This is a genomic window from Clostridium sp. TJA020, from assembly GCF_058310295.1.
In genome coordinates, this window is sequence record NZ_JBZEFC010000001.1 from 340,070 (window position 1) to 358,538 (window position 18,469).

General features: G+C 25.4%; 20 protein-coding genes. 2 read left to right on the forward strand and 18 right to left on the reverse strand.

The window, feature by feature from the left end:
• Positions 1–80 precede the first annotated feature (80 nt).
• Positions 81–1,166, reverse strand: a complete 1,086-nt coding sequence (locus AC4FQ1_RS01895) for a D-alanyl-D-alanine carboxypeptidase family protein (RefSeq protein WP_491168792.1) — start codon at positions 1,164–1,166, stop codon at positions 81–83.
• Between the two features lie 101 nt (positions 1,167–1,267).
• Between AC4FQ1_RS01895 and AC4FQ1_RS01900 the strand changes: the two genes are divergently transcribed.
• Complete coding sequence (locus AC4FQ1_RS01900) at positions 1,268–1,795, forward strand: DUF2953 domain-containing protein (RefSeq protein ID WP_491168793.1); 528 nt, start codon at positions 1,268–1,270, stop codon at positions 1,793–1,795.
• The gene (gene ytfJ / locus AC4FQ1_RS01905; protein ID WP_491168794.1) at positions 1,792–2,265 is read left to right on the forward strand and encodes a GerW family sporulation protein; all 474 of its coding nucleotides are present in this window, start codon (positions 1,792–1,794) and stop codon (positions 2,263–2,265) included. The genes AC4FQ1_RS01900 and ytfJ overlap by 4 nt, the downstream gene beginning before the upstream one ends.
• A 59-nt stretch (positions 2,266–2,324) precedes the next feature.
• Here the strand turns inward: ytfJ and scpB are convergent, their stop codons facing one another.
• The 17 genes from scpB to AC4FQ1_RS01990 form a co-directional block, all read right to left on the reverse strand.
• Positions 2,325–2,918, reverse strand: coding sequence for an SMC-Scp complex subunit ScpB (gene scpB, locus AC4FQ1_RS01910; RefSeq protein WP_303130821.1), 594 nt, complete (start codon positions 2,916–2,918; stop codon positions 2,325–2,327).
• Positions 2,905–3,660 carry a segregation/condensation protein A gene (locus AC4FQ1_RS01915; RefSeq protein WP_491168795.1) on the reverse strand — a complete coding sequence of 252 codons (756 nt, stop codon included), beginning with the start codon at positions 3,658–3,660 and terminating at the stop codon, positions 2,905–2,907. Before AC4FQ1_RS01915 ends, scpB begins: the two co-directional genes overlap by 14 nt.
• Positions 3,661–3,767: 107 nt before the next feature.
• A complete protein-coding gene (locus AC4FQ1_RS01920; RefSeq protein WP_491168796.1) occupies positions 3,768–4,949 on the reverse strand; it encodes a D-alanyl-D-alanine carboxypeptidase family protein in 1,182 nt (393 codons plus the stop codon).
• Positions 4,950–5,089: 140 nt separating this feature from the next.
• Positions 5,090–5,968, reverse strand: coding sequence for a tyrosine-type recombinase/integrase (locus AC4FQ1_RS01925; RefSeq protein ID WP_303130817.1), 879 nt, complete (start codon positions 5,966–5,968; stop codon positions 5,090–5,092).
• Between the two features lie 77 nt (positions 5,969–6,045).
• Positions 6,046–6,681: a stage II sporulation protein M gene (gene spoIIM, locus AC4FQ1_RS01930; protein WP_491168797.1), complete on the reverse strand. Its 636-nt coding sequence runs from the start codon at positions 6,679–6,681 to the stop codon at positions 6,046–6,048.
• Positions 6,682–6,795: 114 nt separating this feature from the next.
• Positions 6,796–7,314 (reverse strand): NUDIX hydrolase, encoded by a 519-nt coding sequence (locus AC4FQ1_RS01935; protein WP_303130811.1) that lies wholly within the window; start codon positions 7,312–7,314, stop codon positions 6,796–6,798.
• 64 nt (positions 7,315–7,378) lie between these two features.
• Entirely contained in the window at positions 7,379–8,476 is a 1,098-nt protein-coding gene (locus AC4FQ1_RS01940) for a DUF1002 domain-containing protein (RefSeq protein ID WP_491168798.1), read from the reverse strand.
• Between the two features lie 417 nt (positions 8,477–8,893).
• On the reverse strand, positions 8,894–9,034 hold the full coding sequence (locus tag AC4FQ1_RS01945) for a hypothetical protein (protein ID WP_491168799.1): 141 nt from the start codon (positions 9,032–9,034) through the stop codon (positions 8,894–8,896).
• 156 nt (positions 9,035–9,190) lie between these two features.
• Positions 9,191–10,009, reverse strand: coding sequence for a sporulation transcription factor Spo0A (spo0A, locus tag AC4FQ1_RS01950; RefSeq protein WP_303130436.1), 819 nt, complete (start codon positions 10,007–10,009; stop codon positions 9,191–9,193).
• A 303-nt stretch (positions 10,010–10,312) separates the two neighbouring features.
• Positions 10,313–11,497, reverse strand: coding sequence for a SpoIVB peptidase (spoIVB, locus tag AC4FQ1_RS01955; RefSeq protein WP_303130434.1), 1,185 nt, complete (start codon positions 11,495–11,497; stop codon positions 10,313–10,315).
• A gap of 161 nt (positions 11,498–11,658) precedes the next feature.
• Positions 11,659–13,350, reverse strand: coding sequence for a DNA repair protein RecN (recN, locus tag AC4FQ1_RS01960; protein ID WP_303130433.1), 1,692 nt, complete (start codon positions 13,348–13,350; stop codon positions 11,659–11,661).
• Between the two features lie 15 nt (positions 13,351–13,365).
• The gene (locus AC4FQ1_RS01965; protein WP_303130432.1) at positions 13,366–13,818 is read right to left on the reverse strand and encodes an arginine repressor; all 453 of its coding nucleotides are present in this window, start codon (positions 13,816–13,818) and stop codon (positions 13,366–13,368) included.
• Between the two features lie 22 nt (positions 13,819–13,840).
• A complete protein-coding gene (locus tag AC4FQ1_RS01970) occupies positions 13,841–14,668 on the reverse strand; it encodes an NAD(+)/NADH kinase (protein WP_303130430.1) in 828 nt (275 codons plus the stop codon).
• Positions 14,669–14,681: 13 nt separating this feature from the next.
• Complete coding sequence (locus AC4FQ1_RS01975) at positions 14,682–15,491, reverse strand: TlyA family RNA methyltransferase (protein WP_491168800.1); 810 nt, start codon at positions 15,489–15,491, stop codon at positions 14,682–14,684.
• Positions 15,492–15,493: 2 nt separating this feature from the next.
• Positions 15,494–17,368, reverse strand: a complete 1,875-nt coding sequence (gene dxs, locus AC4FQ1_RS01980; RefSeq protein WP_491168801.1) for a 1-deoxy-D-xylulose-5-phosphate synthase — start codon at positions 17,366–17,368, stop codon at positions 15,494–15,496.
• 18 nt (positions 17,369–17,386) lie between these two features.
• Entirely contained in the window at positions 17,387–18,256 is an 870-nt protein-coding gene (locus AC4FQ1_RS01985; protein ID WP_303130425.1) for a polyprenyl synthetase family protein, read from the reverse strand.
• Positions 18,246–18,467 (reverse strand): exodeoxyribonuclease VII small subunit, encoded by a 222-nt coding sequence (locus AC4FQ1_RS01990; RefSeq protein WP_303130424.1) that lies wholly within the window; start codon positions 18,465–18,467, stop codon positions 18,246–18,248. Before AC4FQ1_RS01990 ends, AC4FQ1_RS01985 begins: the two co-directional genes overlap by 11 nt.
• Positions 18,468–18,469 lie beyond the last annotated feature (2 nt).

Here is an 18,469-nt window from a genome sequence, read left to right on the forward strand (position 1 = left end):
TATTAGTTAAGTATTTATTTTGTTCTTAATATACAGAAAAAAGTATGATAAAACCAATTTGGTGTTATCATACTTTTTTATTATTTGAATGTTATTATATTATCTAAATCTTCTCTTTTCATATTTCTAGATAATTTTAACTGTTGTTCAATATTATTATTTTTTGATTTTATCTTACTATTTTTAAATGCTCCTATTATATCTCCCTTATTTAAATTTGTATAAGGTTTAAATACTTCTAATTCATATTCTGTATTATCTTCACTATAAGATTTAATTATTTCTTCTTCACTAATATTTTGTGCCAACAAAGGATTTACTTGTTCTAAGACTAGCTGTTTACTATTTAATAAATTAAATGAATATGTATCTTTTATGTAGTTAAATATTTTTTCAGTTTGATTCCACCTATCTGGACAATTTAATACAACTATTATTATATCTCTTCCATCCTTATTCACAGAAGAGACTAGACACTTACCAGCTCCACCAGTATAACCTGTTTTTATTCCATTTGCTCCTGGAATTTTCCAAAGAATTTTATTGATATTATTATAATCTCTTGAAAATCCATATCTTTCTTTATTTATAGACTTAGTTCCTACTATTTCTCTAAAAATATCATAATTCATTGCAGCTGATGATAATATTGCTAAATCATAAGCTGATGAATAATGATCTTCTTTATCTAACCCATGTGGAGTTTGAAAATGTGAATCTAAAATTCCTATACCAATAGCAAAATGATTCATTTTTTCTGCAAATCCTTCTACTGAACCTCCAATACCTTCTGCAATTGCTATAGCTGCATCATTACCTGACTTGTACATTAAGCCATATAATAACTCTCTTAATTTTATTTTTTCACCAACTTTATAGCCAACCTTTGATCCTCTAACAGATGCTGCATTTTTTGAAATCTCAAATTCTTCATTTAAATCTCCATTTTCTATTGCAACTAATGCAGTAAGTATTTTTGTTGTACTAGCCATTTTAACTATTTCAAAAGCATTTTGTTCATATAAAATTTGTTTACTTTCTTTATCTATTGCTATTGCATTTCTAGCAGATACTTTAAGATTAGTATCAGCAAAAGCATTTATAGAAAATATATTTAAAATAAAACAAATTAGAAGTGCCTGTATTATGTATTTAATTTTTCTCATAAAATCACCTCATTATTATTTTTAAATAATCTTTTTCTAATATTCATAGTATATTTTTCCTAATAATTGCTCAGAATATTAATATTGTAGGGAGGTTTAAAATGAAAGTTTCTAATTTTGTATTATTAATTATAATGCTCATTATATTAACTCCTATTCCAATAAAATTTAGTGTATTTTATGAAGATAAGGTTTTAAATGTAAAATTTTATAATTTTTCAGCAATATCAACTAATAAAAAAGATAAAAATTTAAATAAAAAGTTAAATTTAAATTATGTAAAGTTTATAAACAATATTTTTTCAAATATAAATAAATATAATGCTAAACCTTCCATTAAACTTTTAGGAAGTTTAGATTATTCATTAGGAGATGCATGTAAAACAGCAATTACATATGGAATTTTAAGTTCATTTTTAGCATTTTTATATAGATACATTAGTATAATATTTAAAGTTAACAATTCAAATTTTAATATTAATCCTATATTTAAAGAATATTCTTTTATTAATATTCATCTTAAATGTATATTATATTTATCTTTTGGAAAAATTATTTATATATTAGTTTTAATATTAAAATCTTTAATTGAATCTAGGGAGGTGAACCCTGTTAAAGGGGATTTATGAACAAAGAACATCCAATTCAAAATTTAATGAAAAGTACAATGGAAAATATAAGAGATATGGTTGATGTTAATACAATTATAGGTGATGCTGTAGAAACTAGAGATGGAACATATATTATTCCTATATCAAAAGTATCTTTTGGTTTTGCATCAGGTGGTACAGAATTTGATTCTCCAAATAAGGTATCATCAGATTTTGAAATAGACTATCCTTTTGGTGGTGGATCAGGAGCTGGTGTATCAGTAAAGCCAGTTGCATTTTTAGTTGTAAGAGAAAATTCAGTAAGGTTATTACCAGTAGAACAAGATAATACATATGATAGGATAGTAGATACTGTACCTCAAGTTCTTGAATTATTTAAAGATACATTCTGTAAAAAAGAACAAAGTAGTTGCCAAAATAAAAAAGAAAATCAAGATGTTAATATAAACATAGATGCAAGCACTAAAACTATAGATGTTGATGATTAAAAAATAAAAGCATAGTTGGATTAACCCTCTATGCTTTTATTTTTAAATTATCTTTGCATCTATTCATTAATATCTTCTATTTCTTCTGTTACAGCTACTTCAAATAATTCTAATGATGGTAATTCTTTTATAGAAGATAATCCAAATTGTCTTAGAAACTCATTTGTTGTTCCATAAAGGATTGGTCTTCCTGGAACTTCAAGTCGTCCAACCTCTTCCACAAGATCTCTTTCTAATAATTTTTGAATTGCGCTTTCTGATTTAACACCTCTTATTTCATCTATGTCAACTCTAGTTATTGGTTGTTTATATGCTATTATAGATAAACTTTCTAAAGATGCTTGACTTAATGATTGTCTTTTATTTTTCTTTAGTAACTTTTGAATATAATTTGAATATTCATTTTTTGTAACTAATTGATAAGATCCATTTATATTTATTAATTTAATGCCTCTATTTGATATTTCATATTCTAAACTTAATTCAGAAATTATTTCTTCTAAGTATTTAGGAGTTACTTCTAAATTAATAGCTAAGTCTCTTAATGTTAAAGGCTCTCCACTTACAAATAGTAGTGCTTCTATAGCTCCTTTAATAGGATCTTTTCTAGATATTTCTTTAAATTCAAATTGCCCTACACTAACTTTCTCCATTACCGTCACATCCTTTTATAATTATGTCTTCAAAATTAGAGTTTTGATATATTTTAACTTGTTTTTGTTTAATTAATTCTAATAAAGCTAAAAATGTAACAACACACTCTAACTTATTTTCACATTTATTAATAAACTCACTAAACTTTCTTATATTATTTTTCTTTAAAGATTTAAGTATATAATCATATTTATCTTCTATTTTATATTGATCTGTCTTTATATTTCTTTGAATAATATTAAAATCATTTTTTTTATTTTTTTTTACTTCAAGTAATTTATTATATATATTATAGAGGTCTATTAAAGTTAAATCTTTAAATAATTCTTTATTATCGATTTTATTATCACTTATATCTTCTATAATTTCTGGTTTTTTAGAATAACTTATATTATTTTCTAAAGAAACTTTTTTGAAATATTCAGTAGATGCTTTTATTTTTTTATATAATATTAATTTTTCTAAGAGCTTTTTTTCAACATCTTCTTCAACTTCCTCTACCTTTTTTACTTTAGGTAAAAGACTTTTTGATTTTATTTCTATCAAGGTAGCAGCTATAACTATAAATTCAGATGTAATCTCTAAATCCATCTCCTTCATAGTATCTAAATACTGCAAATATTGATTTGTTATTTTATAAATTTCTACATTATATATATTCATCTTATTTTTTTTAATAAGATACAAAAGCAAATCAAATGGACCTTCAAAGTCCGCTACCCTTATTTTTGGTAGTTCCATAAATACACACCTTTCAACTAAAATAACATTATAATTATATAATAAAATTGTATTAATTTAAATTAAAAAATAAAGAAGCTATATAATATATAGCTTCTTTATTTTTATTATTTAAACTTTGGAATTAAATTTTTAATTTTAAACTTAACTTTTTCGAATATGTTAGGATTACTTATTTCTCTATCTGTATATATTTCAACTTCTCCAACTTTTTGATCATCTATATATACTTCACACTTTCCAACAATTTCTCCTGAATTATATTTATTTTTGTTGTTATCAAATTTAATTTCATTTTTAATTTCACCTTTAGAACCTTTTTCTACAACTACATTTAAATCTGTTTTAGCTTTAGCAATAAAATATTTATCAGTATCAGGTCCCATAAATACTTTACCTATTTCTTCATCTTTACCTAATAATTTTTTACCAGTAAATTTTGAAAATCCATAATTAAGAAGTAAACTTGCATCTCTATTTCTTATTTTAAATGTAGGAGCACCCATAATAACACTTAACATTCTTACTCCATCACGTGTTGCTGTTGCTGATATACAATATTTTGCTTCTGATGTATATCCTGTTTTTAATCCATCACAGCCTTTAAAAAATCTTACAAGCTTATTGTGATTAACTAATTCAATTGGAGATTTTCTTCCTTCTGATATAGTTTCCATGTAAGTTCCAGTATATTTTAATATCTTGTTATGTTTTAATAATTCCATAGACATTAAAGATATATCCTTAGCTGTTGATAAATGTCCTTCAGCTGGTAAACCAGTACAATTTTTAAAGGTAGTATTTTTCATTCCAAGTTCTTGAGCTCTTTTATTCATAAGTTCAACAAAACTTTCTTCTGATCCTGCTAAATATTCAGCCATTGCAACTGCTGCATCATTTCCTGATGCTATTGCTATTCCTTTAAAAATATCTTCTACAGTTCTAACTTCACCTGTATCTAATAACATTGTACTTCCACCCATTTTTTTGGCATTTTCACTACATGTTATTTTATCATTTAATTTAATTTTTCCAGAGTCAACTGCTTCCATTGCTAGTAACATAGTCATTATTTTAGTAACTGATGCAGGAGCGAATTTTTCATCTGAATTTTTTTCATATATAATTTTACCTGTAGTAGGTTCAATTAATAATGCAGATTTAGCTTCTATTTTCATCTTATCATCTGATTTATCATTTGCAATTGCTTGTATTGGTGCGAATGGTAACATTAAAAATGTCATAATTAATAAAAGTATTTTTGAAAATTTACTACATATTTTTTTCATATAAAATCCTCCCTTCGATATTAGTGTTACCATAGAAAGAATAATTAAAGCTGTTATTTATTTCATATTTTAGAAAAATAAAAAACTAGCCAAGTATGGCTAGTTTTTAAATTATTTACCACTAATACTTAATTTAATTTTTATGCTCTTGGATGTGAGTTTTTATATACTAGATTAATTTTATCACTATTTATTATTTCATAATAAGTATCCATATAGGTTAATACTTGATTACCTAATAATTTTTGAACAGCTCGTACATTAGCACCATTTTGTAACATATGAACAGCAAAAGAATGTCTAAAAGTATTAAGATTTACATCTTTTTTTATTCCAGCTTTATGAGAATATTCTTTTACTATTCTCCATATCCCTTGCCTTGTTAATCCTCTTCCATTAAGATTTACAAATAACTTATTAACTCCACTTTCTGCAATTTCATCTCTTACTAATATATATTCTTCAAGAGCTCTAATAGCACTTCGTCCTATTGGAATTAATCTTTCACATTTTTTGTTATCTGTACATTTTACAAATGATAAATCTAAATTAATATCTTCTACATCTAATGATATTAATTCTGATACTTTCATTCCAGTAGCATACATAAGTTCTAATAAAGCATTGTCTCTTATTCCTTTTACTCCATTCTTTTCTACACATTTTATTATTTTATCAACTTCATCTACAGTTAAAATTTGAGGTAATTTTTTATTTGTTTTTGTACTCTTATAAGATATTTTAGGAATATCATCTATCTTACCTTCATTTTTTAAAAAACTATAAAAACTTCTAAGACTAATCACTATTCTATTTATTGATCTTTCAGATTTTCCATTTTTCAAAAGATTATTTATATACTCTATAATTGAATTATTATTTGATGTATATAATGGTTTTTTAGTTGAGTTAAGAAACTTAATAAAAAGATTAACATCAGTAACATATGCATATACTGTATTTTCACTTTTTTCATTATTTAATAAATACCTTTTGTAATTCTCTATAATTTCTAACATTATTCTCTCCTAAAACATTGCTTTATATATTGAATATTTTATACTTCTTTTTTAAAACATCATTAGCTAACCATTATTTATAAATATACATTTTTTAATATTACTTTAATTATATTAGGACATACATATGTTTCTATTATTATTCCAATAATAAAAATACATAGCAATGCAATTATTAAATTTGCTCCACCTTTATTCAACATTAAATTTTTTATATGTGTTCTTTTTATAAACTTCTCTTTAAATTTCATAGTTGATAAATTAAGTCCTAATATGCTTATAGCTATTATACAGGGAATATATATTATATTTTGTGGTATTATAGATGCCAATGCAATTCCAAGCCCCTTACCATTAAAAGTTGTAAGTAAAAAAGTAAATGTATAACCTAATGTGAAGCCTTTAACTAAATTAAGAGCAAGTATTAGTGGTGCTCCAAAAAAAGTGAAACTTAATAAAATTATTGGCGCTATTAAAAATATATTCTTCTTTAATACTTCTAATAACAAAATTCCATAATCTATTGTCTTTTTTTCTATACTATTTACAAAACTCGTATAATAATTAGCTAGGTCTTGTCTATCTATATAATTCATACTTTTTATAGCATATACTCCTAATACAATACCAACACAAAAAAATAATATTACCAATAAATAATATACTTTTTGTTCCTCAAAAGTTTTACTTAATTTATTTAATGAAAAATGCATCTCTCTATCCTCCTAAAGTATTATAACTAATACTATGATTAGGAACTTAAATTTATTCTAAAAATATGTAAAATAAAAAGAAGTAATATTATAAATATTACTTCTTTTTATTAATTATAAATACATAAATGCTGAAATTGTTTTTGTATCTATTATTTTACCTGATTTTATCATTTCTTTTACTTCTTTTAATTTGTAAGGTTCTGCTTCTATAAATTCATCTTCATCTCCACCTTTTATTCCTTTGTAAAGATTTGTTGCTTTATAAAGATGAATTCTTTCATCAGTAAATCCAGCACCAGTAGCTATAGTTCCTAAATATTCTATATTTTCTGATTTATAACCTGTTTCTTCCTCAAGTTCTCTTATAGCACATAATTTTGGATCTTCTCCTGCCTCTAATTTGCCAGCAGGTATTTCAAGTAATATATCATTTAAAGCTACTCTAAATTGTTTTACTAATAATATTGTTTCATCATCTAAAAATGCTAAAATAGCAGCTGCACCTGGATGTCTTATTACATCTCTACTACCTTCATTTCCATCTGGAAGCTTAACATTTATATTTACAAATTTTAAGAAATTCCCCTTATATTTTAGTTCTTCGTTTAATATTTCTTCTTTTAAGTCCATATAATCTCTCCTTTTAATGAATGTATATTTATAGTATATAATTATTAAATTAATTTTACAAATTTTACTCTATATTAAATATACCTTTTATCCATGATACAAAACTGTCCAAAATATTTTTATCACCTGAATTAGAATTGTTTTCATTTGATGAAGATTGACTGTTTTCATTAGAATTATTATTTTCTGTTTTAGTTCCTTCCGTATTGCTTGTTACAACAGTATTTCCTGATAATGCTGAATCGTTAGTTTCATTTATTATACCTGAGTTTTGATTATTATTTTTCTGTTCTAATCCATTAAAGAAGTTCTTTATGCTAGTCCAAATTTTATCAAAAAATCCTGAGTTTTTTATAGCTTCTCCAGACTCTTTTAATACTTCATTTATATTGTTCCCAATTTCATTTAATGTCTTTTTTAATTCATCATAATTATAATCTTGTTTACCTATATTAACCATTAAATCTTGTAATTCTTTTTTATTTTCTGGAGAAAGATTTATATTATAATTATTAGTTATATTATTAATTATTTTAGTAACTGCTTGTTCATCTTTCGCTTTATCTTTAATTACTTCTGTTTTTACATCATTTACAACAGCAGCAGCTTTTTCTTTTCCTATACTAGAATTATCAGATAAATTTCCTGTTACTATTAACTCTTTATTTGCTAATTCTTTTTTCTTATTATCAAGCTTTTCTCCGGTGGAATCTTCAAATCCTTTTAATATTCCTGTTAAAGCTCCTGTACCTGAAACTTGAAATGGAGCTGCTGCTATTACATTAGCATCATTAACTCCAGCTGTAACCAATGTATTAGTAATCATTGCTGCTGTAACCCAAGTTAAATTAACAGTTTTAACATTTATTCCATTACCTTTTTCTGTAGGTTGCACATATGAACAAGATATAGTTTTATTTCCTATTTCATTTTCAGTAGCTATTCCTTTTAGAGCTTCTCTTTCTTCTTTATTATTTATAGTTATTAACTGATAAGTACCTTCTTTCGCATTAAAATATTTAAGCATTTCTTCTTTTTGCTTTGATGTTAAATTAGCACCTAAAGTTATTACATTAAATTGATCAGCAAATGATACATTTCCTACTATACCAGTAAAAACAGATGCTATTATAAGAATTTTTGCTATAAAAGTTTTTTTCATTTTAACTCTCCTTTATTGTCTTTAATTAATTTGTACTTTATTATTATAATTTTTTATTCTTAATAGAATATTATTTAAATATTAAATTTTTCTTATCTATTTAATTATCATTTACGAGTATATTATATAAGAACATATATTTTGTTTATTTGTTCTTATTTACGAGTATTTCTTTTAAGATTTATTTTATTTTGTAAATTTTAAAGATTTTACAAACCTTTAAATTACTAAATTAATGTTTTAAATTATAAAATTAAAGCGTTATAGAGTAATAACAATTAACTAAATTTGAATAATCTCCGAAATATATTTAGATATTTTTTCATAAAAAGAGCCTAAATTATTTAGAATATACTATAAATATTCTTTAATATCTTTTGTTTTAACTTTAAGTGGTGAAAAAATCTTTTTATCATTTTATATATATTTTGCAAATAATTTTAATGTACTTTCATAAGATTTTAATGTTTTTTTAGTTAAATCTTTATTTGTACAATAAATCATAAAGTCATTAATAGCATCATCAAAACTTATAATTCTTTTACTAATTTTAGGCAAAAAAAGACACCTCCTATTAGAATTAACTAATAAAAGATGTCTGTCTTACATTTTATTATATTTGTTGGTATGTTTTTATATTTGTTGATTATAGAATTGGTTATTTTACATTTTATTCCTATCCCTTAACCATTGATATTACTAACTTTATGCTATTTAACTCACTTTATTTTTAAGTCTTAATTTATCTGCAATAATTGCTATAAATTCACTATTAGTAGGCTTACCTTTATCATTATGAATTGTATAACCAAAAAGCTTATTTATGGCATCTATTTGACCTCTGCCCCATGCAACTTCTATAGCATGTCTTATTGCTCTTTCAACCCTTGATGCAGTTGTATTATATTTTTTAGCTATTGAAGGATATAATTCTTTAGTTACAGCTGATAATAATTCCATATCATTAACAACCATAGTTATAGCTTCTCTTAAATACATATACCCCTTTATATGTGCAGGAACTCCTATTTCATGTATTATACTTGTTATTTCTGTTTCTAAATCTACTGGTTCATTTGATGAAATTGATGAATGAACTGAACTATCATGACTTTGATATCTTGAAGTATTAGATAAATTTTTATTTGTATTTGAACTAAACATTTCTCTAATCCTTTTAGTAAATATATCCATATCAAACGGCTTAACTACATAATAATCTGCTCCTAATGTAATAGCTTGTTGTGTTATTTTATCTTGTCCTACTGCTGATAAAATAATAACTCGTGGCATTTTTTCTAACTTCATATTATTTAACTTCTCTAAAACCCCTAATCCATCTAAGTGTGGCATGATAATATCCAAAATTACTAAATCAGGCTTTCTTTCCTCTATTAATGTTAATGCTTCCCTTCCATCCTTTGCTATACCTGTTACGACAATATCTTTTTGATTTAATAAGTAATCATTTAATATACTGCAAAATTCCTTATTATCATCAGCTATAAGTATAGATATTTTTGAATTTTCCATGTATTTCTCCCCTTTATCCATTTTTTATTCTATATACCCACAAAAACAATCACTATATATAAGAATATACTTAAATATTAATTCTTACAAGTAATTTATTCGACATTTCTTTAAAAATTCCTTTTATATAGCTAGTTTTTATTTTAATAAAGTTAGCTTATACTTTTATTCCACTATTTGTAAATTATACACTATCAATCGTTCTTTGTCTATATTTATTGTAAAAAAATACCACTTACTGTATTAAAGAAGCTTTATTTTGCAAAAACAGGCAAGATAAAATTTCTTGCCTGTCTTTTTTACTTATTTTATTATTCCAGCATCTTTTAACATCCAATCTATATATATTCCATACCCTACATCTGGTTTATTTATTAATACATGAGTAACAGCTCCTATTATTTTCCCATTTTGTATAATTGGACTTCCACTCATTCCTTGAACTATACCACCAGTTTTTTGTAAAAGTTCTTCATCAGTAACTTTTATAATCATACTTTTAGGACTAGGACTTTCCTGATTTAATTTTTTTATAATTTCTATATCATATTCTTTAGGTCCAGTTTCATCTATAGTTGTTATAATTTTAGCTTTACCTAAATTTATTTCATTTCTAAATCCTACTGGTAACTTTTCATTTAAATTATTATTTATATTCTTTTTATTTTCTAAACCAAATATTCCACACTCAGTATTTTTTTCTATTTTTCCAATAGGAGTTTCTTCATTAGTAAATATGCCCTTCAATTCCCCAGGAGAACCTTTCTCCCCTTTTCTTAAACTTATTATAGATGCATCTAATAAATCCCCTGACTTAACAGAAAATCTAGTATTAGTATCTCCATCGGTAATTGGATGTCCTAAGGCTCCAAATTTTTTACTTTCTTCATGATAAAATGTTAAAGTACCAACTCCAGCTGTTGAATCTCTTACCCATAGTCCTAATTTAAACTCGTTATTCTCTTTTAATAGTTTCACATTTTTTGTTATTATACTTCCATTTCTGTTTATAGTTAATTTAACTTCTTCATTTTTTGAAGTTTTTATAAAATTATTTAATTCTTTAGTAGTACATATATTTTTACCATTTATCTTTGTTATTAAATCTCCAATTTCTATTTCTGATTTTTTTCCTGGACTTTCACTTCTATTACTATTTACAATAACATCTGAAAATCCAACTACTAAAACTCCATCTGAAGAAAGTCTAACACCAACACTAGTACCACCAGGATACAACTTTAAATCTTTAACATTTTCAACTGAAACTGACTTAAGAGGAATTAAACCCATAAAACTTATATCAACAGAATCTTCACCATAAGTTACATAATTTAATGGATTCATAGAATCAAACATAGAAGTAGTTTCTATAGCATTATTTGTATATATCTTATCTGGCATATCTTTAAGAGTAAATATTGTTGTTGATATTAAAATAAGCATTAAACTAAACATTAAACTTATTGATTTTATAACTTTTTTCATATTATCTCTCCTCCTTTGTCTTTATATTTAAGTTACCCTTAGGACATGCTATGTATTCTATATTAACATTTCTATAATAGACAAAATTTTAAAAAATAAAAAAATAAAACCACGTAATTACCGTGATTTTATTTTTTCCAATTATCACTCTATATATGTATTTATATAGATTTTAATTCACTTTTTTTTATAATAGAATTATTAAACATTTCTCTTACATTTTCCAGTGTTGCATTAGTTACACTATCTCCGCCTAACATTGTAGCTACTTGATATATTTTTTCTTCATTTGATAATAATCTTATATTTGTAAAAGTTTTTTCATTTCTAATTTCCTTTGAAACAAAATAATGATGATCTGAAAGAATAGCTATTTGTGGTAAGTGAGTTATACATAATACTTGATGATTTTTTGATACTTGATACATTTTTTCTCCAACTCTTTGTCCTACTTGACCACTTATACCAGTATCTATCTCATCAAAAATTAAAGTAGGTATATCATCTTTATCTGCAAAAACACATTTTAAAGCTAGCATTATTCTTGACAATTCCCCACCAGATAAAACTTTTTCTAATGATTTCATAGGTTCACCAGGATTAGTTGAAATCATAAATGTAACATCATCAAATCCTTTTTCATCAAAATTTTCTTTAGTTTCTATTAAGATATTCATATTAGATTTATCCAATCCAACATAAGAAAGTTCCGTTAAAATCTTTTCTCTAAGTTCTCCACTATATTTCTTTCTTATATTTGATATTTTTTCACCTAATACTTTCATATCATTATATATTATTTTTTCTTCTTCTTTCAATTCTTTTATTATTTCTTCTGCATTAATTAACTCTTCATATTGTTGCTTTAAATTATTATAAGTATCTAACACAGCTTCAATAGAACCACCATATTTTTTCTTGTAACTATTTATTAAAAATAGTCTTTCATTTATTTTAGATAATTCTTCTTCATCATAATATATTTCTTCTAAAATATCTCTTAATTCTCTAGAAGTTTCTTCTATGTTATAAAAAGCCTCTTCTATTATTTCACGCTTTTCTTTTATTTTAGAAAGATGCTCTTCAACATAACCTAATTCAGTTAAAACTTTAGATATATTTTCTATTATACCGGCTGATTCAACACCATTTAACAAATTATAACTAACACTAACTGATTTTGTTATTTTTTCTGCATTTGATAAAATATTATACTGATCTTTTAAATCTTCTTCTTCACCAATCTTAAGATTTGCTTTGTCTATATCTTCAATTTGAAATTTAATATAATCAGCAAGTTTTTCTTTATCATTATTTCCACTTATAGACTTAATTTTTTCTCTTATATTTAAAAGTTTATTTCTTAAATCTAAAAATTTCTTTATTTCAACTTCAACTTCACTACCTATATAATTATCTAAATAATTCACATGACTACTTTTTTGTAGAAGATTTTGACTTTGATGCTGTCCATGAATATCTAATAACTTTTCACGTATCTTCCTTAATTGAGATACAATAAAACTTTTCCCGTTCACCTTTATTATAGTTTTTCCACTTATTAATGTTTCTCTAGATATTATTAATACATCATCTGATTCAATTTCTAATTCATTTAAAACTCCTCTTAAATCATTTGAATCTATACTAAATATAGCCTCAACTCTTGTTCTTTCTTCACCAGTTCTAATTAAATCTTTAGAAAACTTACCACCTAATACATAGTCTATAGCATCAATTAATATTGATTTACCTGCACCAGTTTCTCCTGATAATATATTAAATCCACTTCCTAAATCTAAAGAAATATTTTCAATAAGAGCAAAATTTTTAATATTTAACTGTATCAGCATTTATATCACCTATATTTAATCATTAATTCTACTATTTATTTTTTCTACAAGATTTTCTGCTCCACTAATACTTCTAACCAATATAAATATAGTATTATCTCCAGCTACAGTTCCAGCTATATCATCAAAATCAAGACTATCTATAGCTTCTGCTGCTGCTGAAGCACCACCTGTAAAAGTTTTTACCACTACCATCTTATCTATATTTTCAACACTTACTACTGCATTTTTTAAAATATTTGCAAGTTTATCTGTTATATTTGTAGTATCTTTAGTTGGAACTACATACTTATACTTTCCAAAAGCAGATTGCATTTTCAATAGCTTTAAATTTTTTATATCTCTTGAAACTGTAGCTTGAGTAACGTCAAAACCTGATTTTTTTAGTTCTTCTGCAAGCTCTTCTTGTGTTTCTATATCCTTTTCTTTTATTATCTCTAATATTCTTTCATGTCTTTTTGATTTCACTGTACCTCACCATCTCATTCTATTATTTATTTAAAATTTTTGTTCTTAAAACTTTGAAATAATCATAATTATCAAACTGTATAAGCTTAGCTTCTTTATAAGTTTTACTAACCTTTATTATAGAATTTTCATTCACCTTATATACTTTTTGTCCATCAATAGTTAAATAAACTTCTTCATCATGATGAAAAGTTTTTATTTTTATTGTACTTTCTCCTCTTAACACCATAGTTTGCATGCTTTTTGTATGTGGACATATTGGTGTTAATAACATAACATCTAAATCTGGATATATAAACGGTCCCCCAGCTGAAAATGAATATGCAGTAGAACCTGTAGGAGTAGCTATTATTAATCCATCACCTTTAAAAGATGTATAATATCTATCATCTACATATATCTCAAAATTTGTCATTCTAGATAATGTTCCTCTAGCTATAACTACATCATTTAAAGCCACTTGATCATCATTAATTATATCATCTATAGAACAACTAAGAAGCATTCTATTTTCTATTTTATATAAACCATTTTTTAATTTTTTTACTGCTTCATCTAATTCTGATATATGTATACTACTTAAAAAACCTAAATTTCCTATATTAACACCTAATAAAGGAATATCTATTTTATTAGAAATAATTCTTGAAACTCCAAGTAAAGTTCCATCTCCGCCTAACACAACAATTAAATCCATATCTTTAGATATATCTTCATATTTTAACTCGTAAGTATTTAATACCTTAAATCTTATATTTTTAAATTCATCTTTTATTTTTCTTTTAACTAAATCAAGAATACTACCATCTGGATCCTTAGATGGATTTATTGCAATACCTATGTATTTCATAAACATTCAATCCTTATATTTCTGAATGTGAAGCTTTAATAACTTTATCTATATCTTCTAAATTAAAAACACTATTTTTGTCCTTATCTTTAGTAAAGTAAACTAAATACTCTATATTTCCTTCTGGACCTTTTATTGGAGAATAACTAACACCCAATACATTAAGATTATTTTCTAATAAATAATTTACTATTGACTCAACTACCTCTTTATGAACACTAGCTTCTCTTACAACTCCCTTTTTTCCAACCTTTTCTCTACCCGCTTCAAATTGAGGTTTTATTAAAGCTACTACTTCACCATTATCTTTTAATAAATTTAAAGTTGCTGGCATAATTGTTTTAAGTGATATAAAAGATACGTCTATTGATGCAAAGTCTAATTTTTCTCCTATATCATCTGGAGTTACATATCTTATATTTGTTCTTTCCATACAAACGACTCTTTCATCAGTTCTAAGCTTCCAAGCAAACTGTCCATATCCAACATCTACTGAGAAAACTTTTTTAGCTCCATTTTGTAACATACAATCTGTAAATCCGCCTGTTGATGCTCCTATATCCATGCATACTTTATTCTCTAATGTTATAGGAAATTCTTTCATTGCCTTTTCTAATTTAAGTCCACCTCTACTAACATATGGTATTGTATCACCTTTAAATTCAATATTAGCATCTACACTTACTTTTGCACCTGCTTTATCAATACGTATACCATCAACAAATACTTTTCCAGCCATTATATTAGTCTTTGCTCTCTCTCTTGATGTTATTATTCCTTTTTCTACTAATAATATATCAAGCCTTTCCTTTTTTTCTGCCATTTTTATCTCCTTTTGTTTAATAGTTTTAAAACTTCTTCTTTTATTCCTTTTGGGTCCATATATTCATCGCTATAAAGAACATTTACGTCTCCCTGTTCTATAAACTTATCATCATAACCTATAGATTTAAAGTTTCCTTTAAAACCATATCTATTGATAGATTGTAGTATACTAGATCCCATTCCACCTTTTATTATATTGTCTTCAACTGTTATTATATCATATCCATCATTAACTAATTCTTGCAAAACACCTTCATCTAAAGGCTTTATAAATGTGGCATTAATTAACTTTGGATATATGCCTTCTTTATTTAATAAATTTTTTGTTAAAATAGAATGTTGAGTCATCTTACCACATGCTATTATGGCTATTTTATCATCTTTTCCTTCATCTAAAACTTCCCATTTTGAAAATTCTATATTTTTTAACCCATCTATATTATCTATTGTATCTCCACCTCTAGGATATCTTATTGCTACAGGAGTCCCCTTTTTTAATGCCCATCTTAGCATAATATCAATTTCTGATAAGCATTTTGGAGCCATTATAGTCATATTAGGTATTATCGAAAGGTAAGATATATCAAATATTCCTTGATGTGTCTCTCCATCTTCTCCAACCAACCCAGCTCTATCTATTGCAAAAATAACTGGAAGGTTTTGTATGCAAACATCATGAAGAACTTGATCAAATCCTCTTTGAAGAAATGTTGAATACACTGCAAATATAGGCTTTAATCCCGCACAAGCCATTCCTGCTGAAAGAGTAACCGCATGCTGTTCTGCTATTCCAACATCAAAGAACCTATCCTTGAATTTGTCTTTAAACCCATTTAATCCAGTACCATCTGGCATAGCTGCAGTTACAGCAACTACATCTTTATCCTCTTCTGCAATTTTTACTAAAGCTTCACCAAAAGCTTTAGAATAACTAGACCTAGCAGTATTTACCGGTTCACCATTTTCTAAATTAAATGGAGAAACTCCATGATACTTATTAGGATTTTTTTCTGCAAGTTCATATCCTTTTCCTTTTTGTGTTACAACATGTATAATTACAGGTCCATCTATTGTCTTTGCATAGTTTAAAACTTTTGTTACTTCATTAATGTCGTGTCCGTCTATAGGACCTAAATATTTAAGTCCCATATCTTCAAACAACATTGATGGAACAACAAGTTGCTTTATACTATCTTTTATTTTACTTAATTTTTTTGCAATTCTTTTTCCTGTTGAACTAACATTTAATTTATTATTAACTTCCTCTTTAAATTTATTATAATTAGGTTTCATTCTCATTTTATTTAAATATGATGATAATCCTCCTACATTTTTTGATATAGACATTTGATTATCATTTAATATTATAATCATTTTTGTTTTTCTAAAACCTAAATCATTTAATGCTTCTAAAGCCATTCCACCGGTTAAAGCTCCGTCACCTATAACAGCAACTACATTGTTTTTTTCTCTCTTTAAATCACGTGCTCTTGCAAATCCTAAAGCTGAGGATATTGATGTACTACTATGACCAGTATCAAAAAAATCGTATTTACTTTCATTTCTTTTTGGGAATCCACTCATCCCATTGTGTTTTCTAAGATTTATAAATCCTTCTTTTCTTCCTGTTAATATCTTATGTACATATGTTTGATGTCCAACATCCCATACAATCTTGTCATTATTAAAATCAAATTCTTTAAATAGGCTTAATGTAAGTTCAACTACACCTAAATTTGAAGCTAAATGTCCCCCAGTCTGTGAAACAGATTCTATTAAAAATTTTCTTATTTCCTCTGATAACTCATTAAGTTCTTCAGTTGTTAAATTTTTCATATCATTAGGAGATTTTATTTTATTTAAAATATCCTTCATATCATCCCAACCTTCTTTTTAAAATTCCCTATTTAAAAGGTTATTTGTAATTTCTATTAAATTATTAGCTTCAACAGACAATCCATTTAATAATTCAATACATTCTTCTGTAAGTAATCTACAAATTTCCTCGCACTTTTCTACTCCATATACTGTAACAAAATTTGTTTTTTCTTTGTTTTCATCCGCATGTATTTTTTTACCTAATTTTTCTTCACAACCAATTACATCCAATAAATCATCCTTAACTTGGAAAACAAGACCTAATTTTTTTGCAAATTCATTTAATTTATATAAATCCTCTTCTGGTGCTTTAGCCAATAATGCTCCTGAAATCACTGAACATCTTATAAGCTCTCCAGTCTTTTTTGAATGCATATATTCTAATTCTTCTAAAGATATTTTTTTACCTTCACTTAAAATATCAACTACTTGACCTCCAATCATTCCATCAGATCCTGAAGATTTTGATATTTCAATAGCTGCCTTTAATCCGTCTTCTCCATTTTCTAAGGCACTTTGCATAAGTATTATCATTGCTTCATTTAATAATGCATCTCCTGCTAAAACAGCTATATTTTCTCCATAAATTTTATGATTCGTTGGTTTACCTCTTCTTAAATCATCATCATCCATACAAGGTAAATCATCATGTATTAATGAATATGTATGTATCATTTCTATTGCACATGCCATTTTCATAGCCTTTTTTACATCTGTTTTATAAAGTCCATAAGTAAGAAGTGTCAATATTGGCCTTATCCTTTTTCCACCTATATTCAAACTATAACTTTGAGCATCATAAATTAATTTATTATAACTGCCTTTATTTTTAAAATAATCACGTAAATAAGCATCTATTTCATACTTTAAGTCATTAATATTCATTTATATCTTCAAACCCCGTTTCTTTATCATCTATAACTACAGATATCTTTCCTTCATAATCATTTAATGTCTTATAAAGTTTATTAACAAGTTTTATACCTTTTTCATATTCTTTTATAGATTCATCTAAAGTTAAATCATTTTCTTCAAGCCTTGATAGTATATCTTTTAAATTAGAAAGCATATCTTCATAACTAACTTTTTTAGCCATAT

What these genes read in the sequence shown, in the direction of transcription:
- spoIIM (WP_491168797.1), bottom strand. Translation starts at nt 6,681, where the DNA reads ATGCATTTTTCATTAAATAAATTAAGTAAAACTTTTGAGGAACAAAAA.
- AC4FQ1_RS01915 (WP_491168795.1), bottom strand. Translation starts at nt 3,660, where the DNA reads ATGGAACTACCAAAAATAAGGGTAGCGGACTTTGAAGGTCCATTTGAT.
- AC4FQ1_RS01900 (WP_491168793.1), top strand. Translation starts at nt 1,268, where the DNA reads ATGAAAGTTTCTAATTTTGTATTATTAATTATAATGCTCATTATATTA.
- scpB (WP_303130821.1), bottom strand. Translation starts at nt 2,918, where the DNA reads ATGGAGAAAGTTAGTGTAGGGCAATTTGAATTTAAAGAAATATCTAGA.
- AC4FQ1_RS01985 (WP_303130425.1), bottom strand. Translation starts at nt 18,256, where the DNA reads ATGAATATTAATGACTTAAAGTATGAAATAGATGCTTATTTACGTGAT.
- AC4FQ1_RS01975 (WP_491168800.1), bottom strand. Translation starts at nt 15,491, where the DNA reads ATGGCAGAAAAAAAGGAAAGGCTTGATATATTATTAGTAGAAAAAGGA.
- recN (WP_303130433.1), bottom strand. Translation starts at nt 13,350, where the DNA reads ATGCTGATACAGTTAAATATTAAAAATTTTGCTCTTATTGAAAATATT.
- AC4FQ1_RS01940 (WP_491168798.1), bottom strand. Translation starts at nt 8,476, where the DNA reads ATGAAAAAAACTTTTATAGCAAAAATTCTTATAATAGCATCTGTTTTT.
- AC4FQ1_RS01970 (WP_303130430.1), bottom strand. Translation starts at nt 14,668, where the DNA reads ATGAAATACATAGGTATTGCAATAAATCCATCTAAGGATCCAGATGGT.
- AC4FQ1_RS01935 (WP_303130811.1), bottom strand. Translation starts at nt 7,314, where the DNA reads ATGGACTTAAAAGAAGAAATATTAAACGAAGAACTAAAATATAAGGGG.
- AC4FQ1_RS01920 (WP_491168796.1), bottom strand. Translation starts at nt 4,949, where the DNA reads ATGAAAAAAATATGTAGTAAATTTTCAAAAATACTTTTATTAATTATG.
- AC4FQ1_RS01925 (WP_303130817.1), bottom strand. Translation starts at nt 5,968, where the DNA reads ATGTTAGAAATTATAGAGAATTACAAAAGGTATTTATTAAATAATGAA.
- AC4FQ1_RS01895 (WP_491168792.1), bottom strand. Translation starts at nt 1,166, where the DNA reads ATGAGAAAAATTAAATACATAATACAGGCACTTCTAATTTGTTTTATT.
- dxs (WP_491168801.1), bottom strand. Translation starts at nt 17,368, where the DNA reads ATGAAGGATATTTTAAATAAAATAAAATCTCCTAATGATATGAAAAAT.
- spo0A (WP_303130436.1), bottom strand. Translation starts at nt 10,009, where the DNA reads ATGGAAAATTCAAAAATATCTATACTTATAGCTGATGATAATAAGGAA.
- AC4FQ1_RS01990 (WP_303130424.1), bottom strand. Translation starts at nt 18,467, where the DNA reads ATGGCTAAAAAAGTTAGTTATGAAGATATGCTTTCTAATTTAAAAGAT.
- ytfJ (WP_491168794.1), top strand. Translation starts at nt 1,792, where the DNA reads ATGAACAAAGAACATCCAATTCAAAATTTAATGAAAAGTACAATGGAA.
- spoIVB (WP_303130434.1), bottom strand. Translation starts at nt 11,497, where the DNA reads ATGAAAAAAGTTATAAAATCAATAAGTTTAATGTTTAGTTTAATGCTT.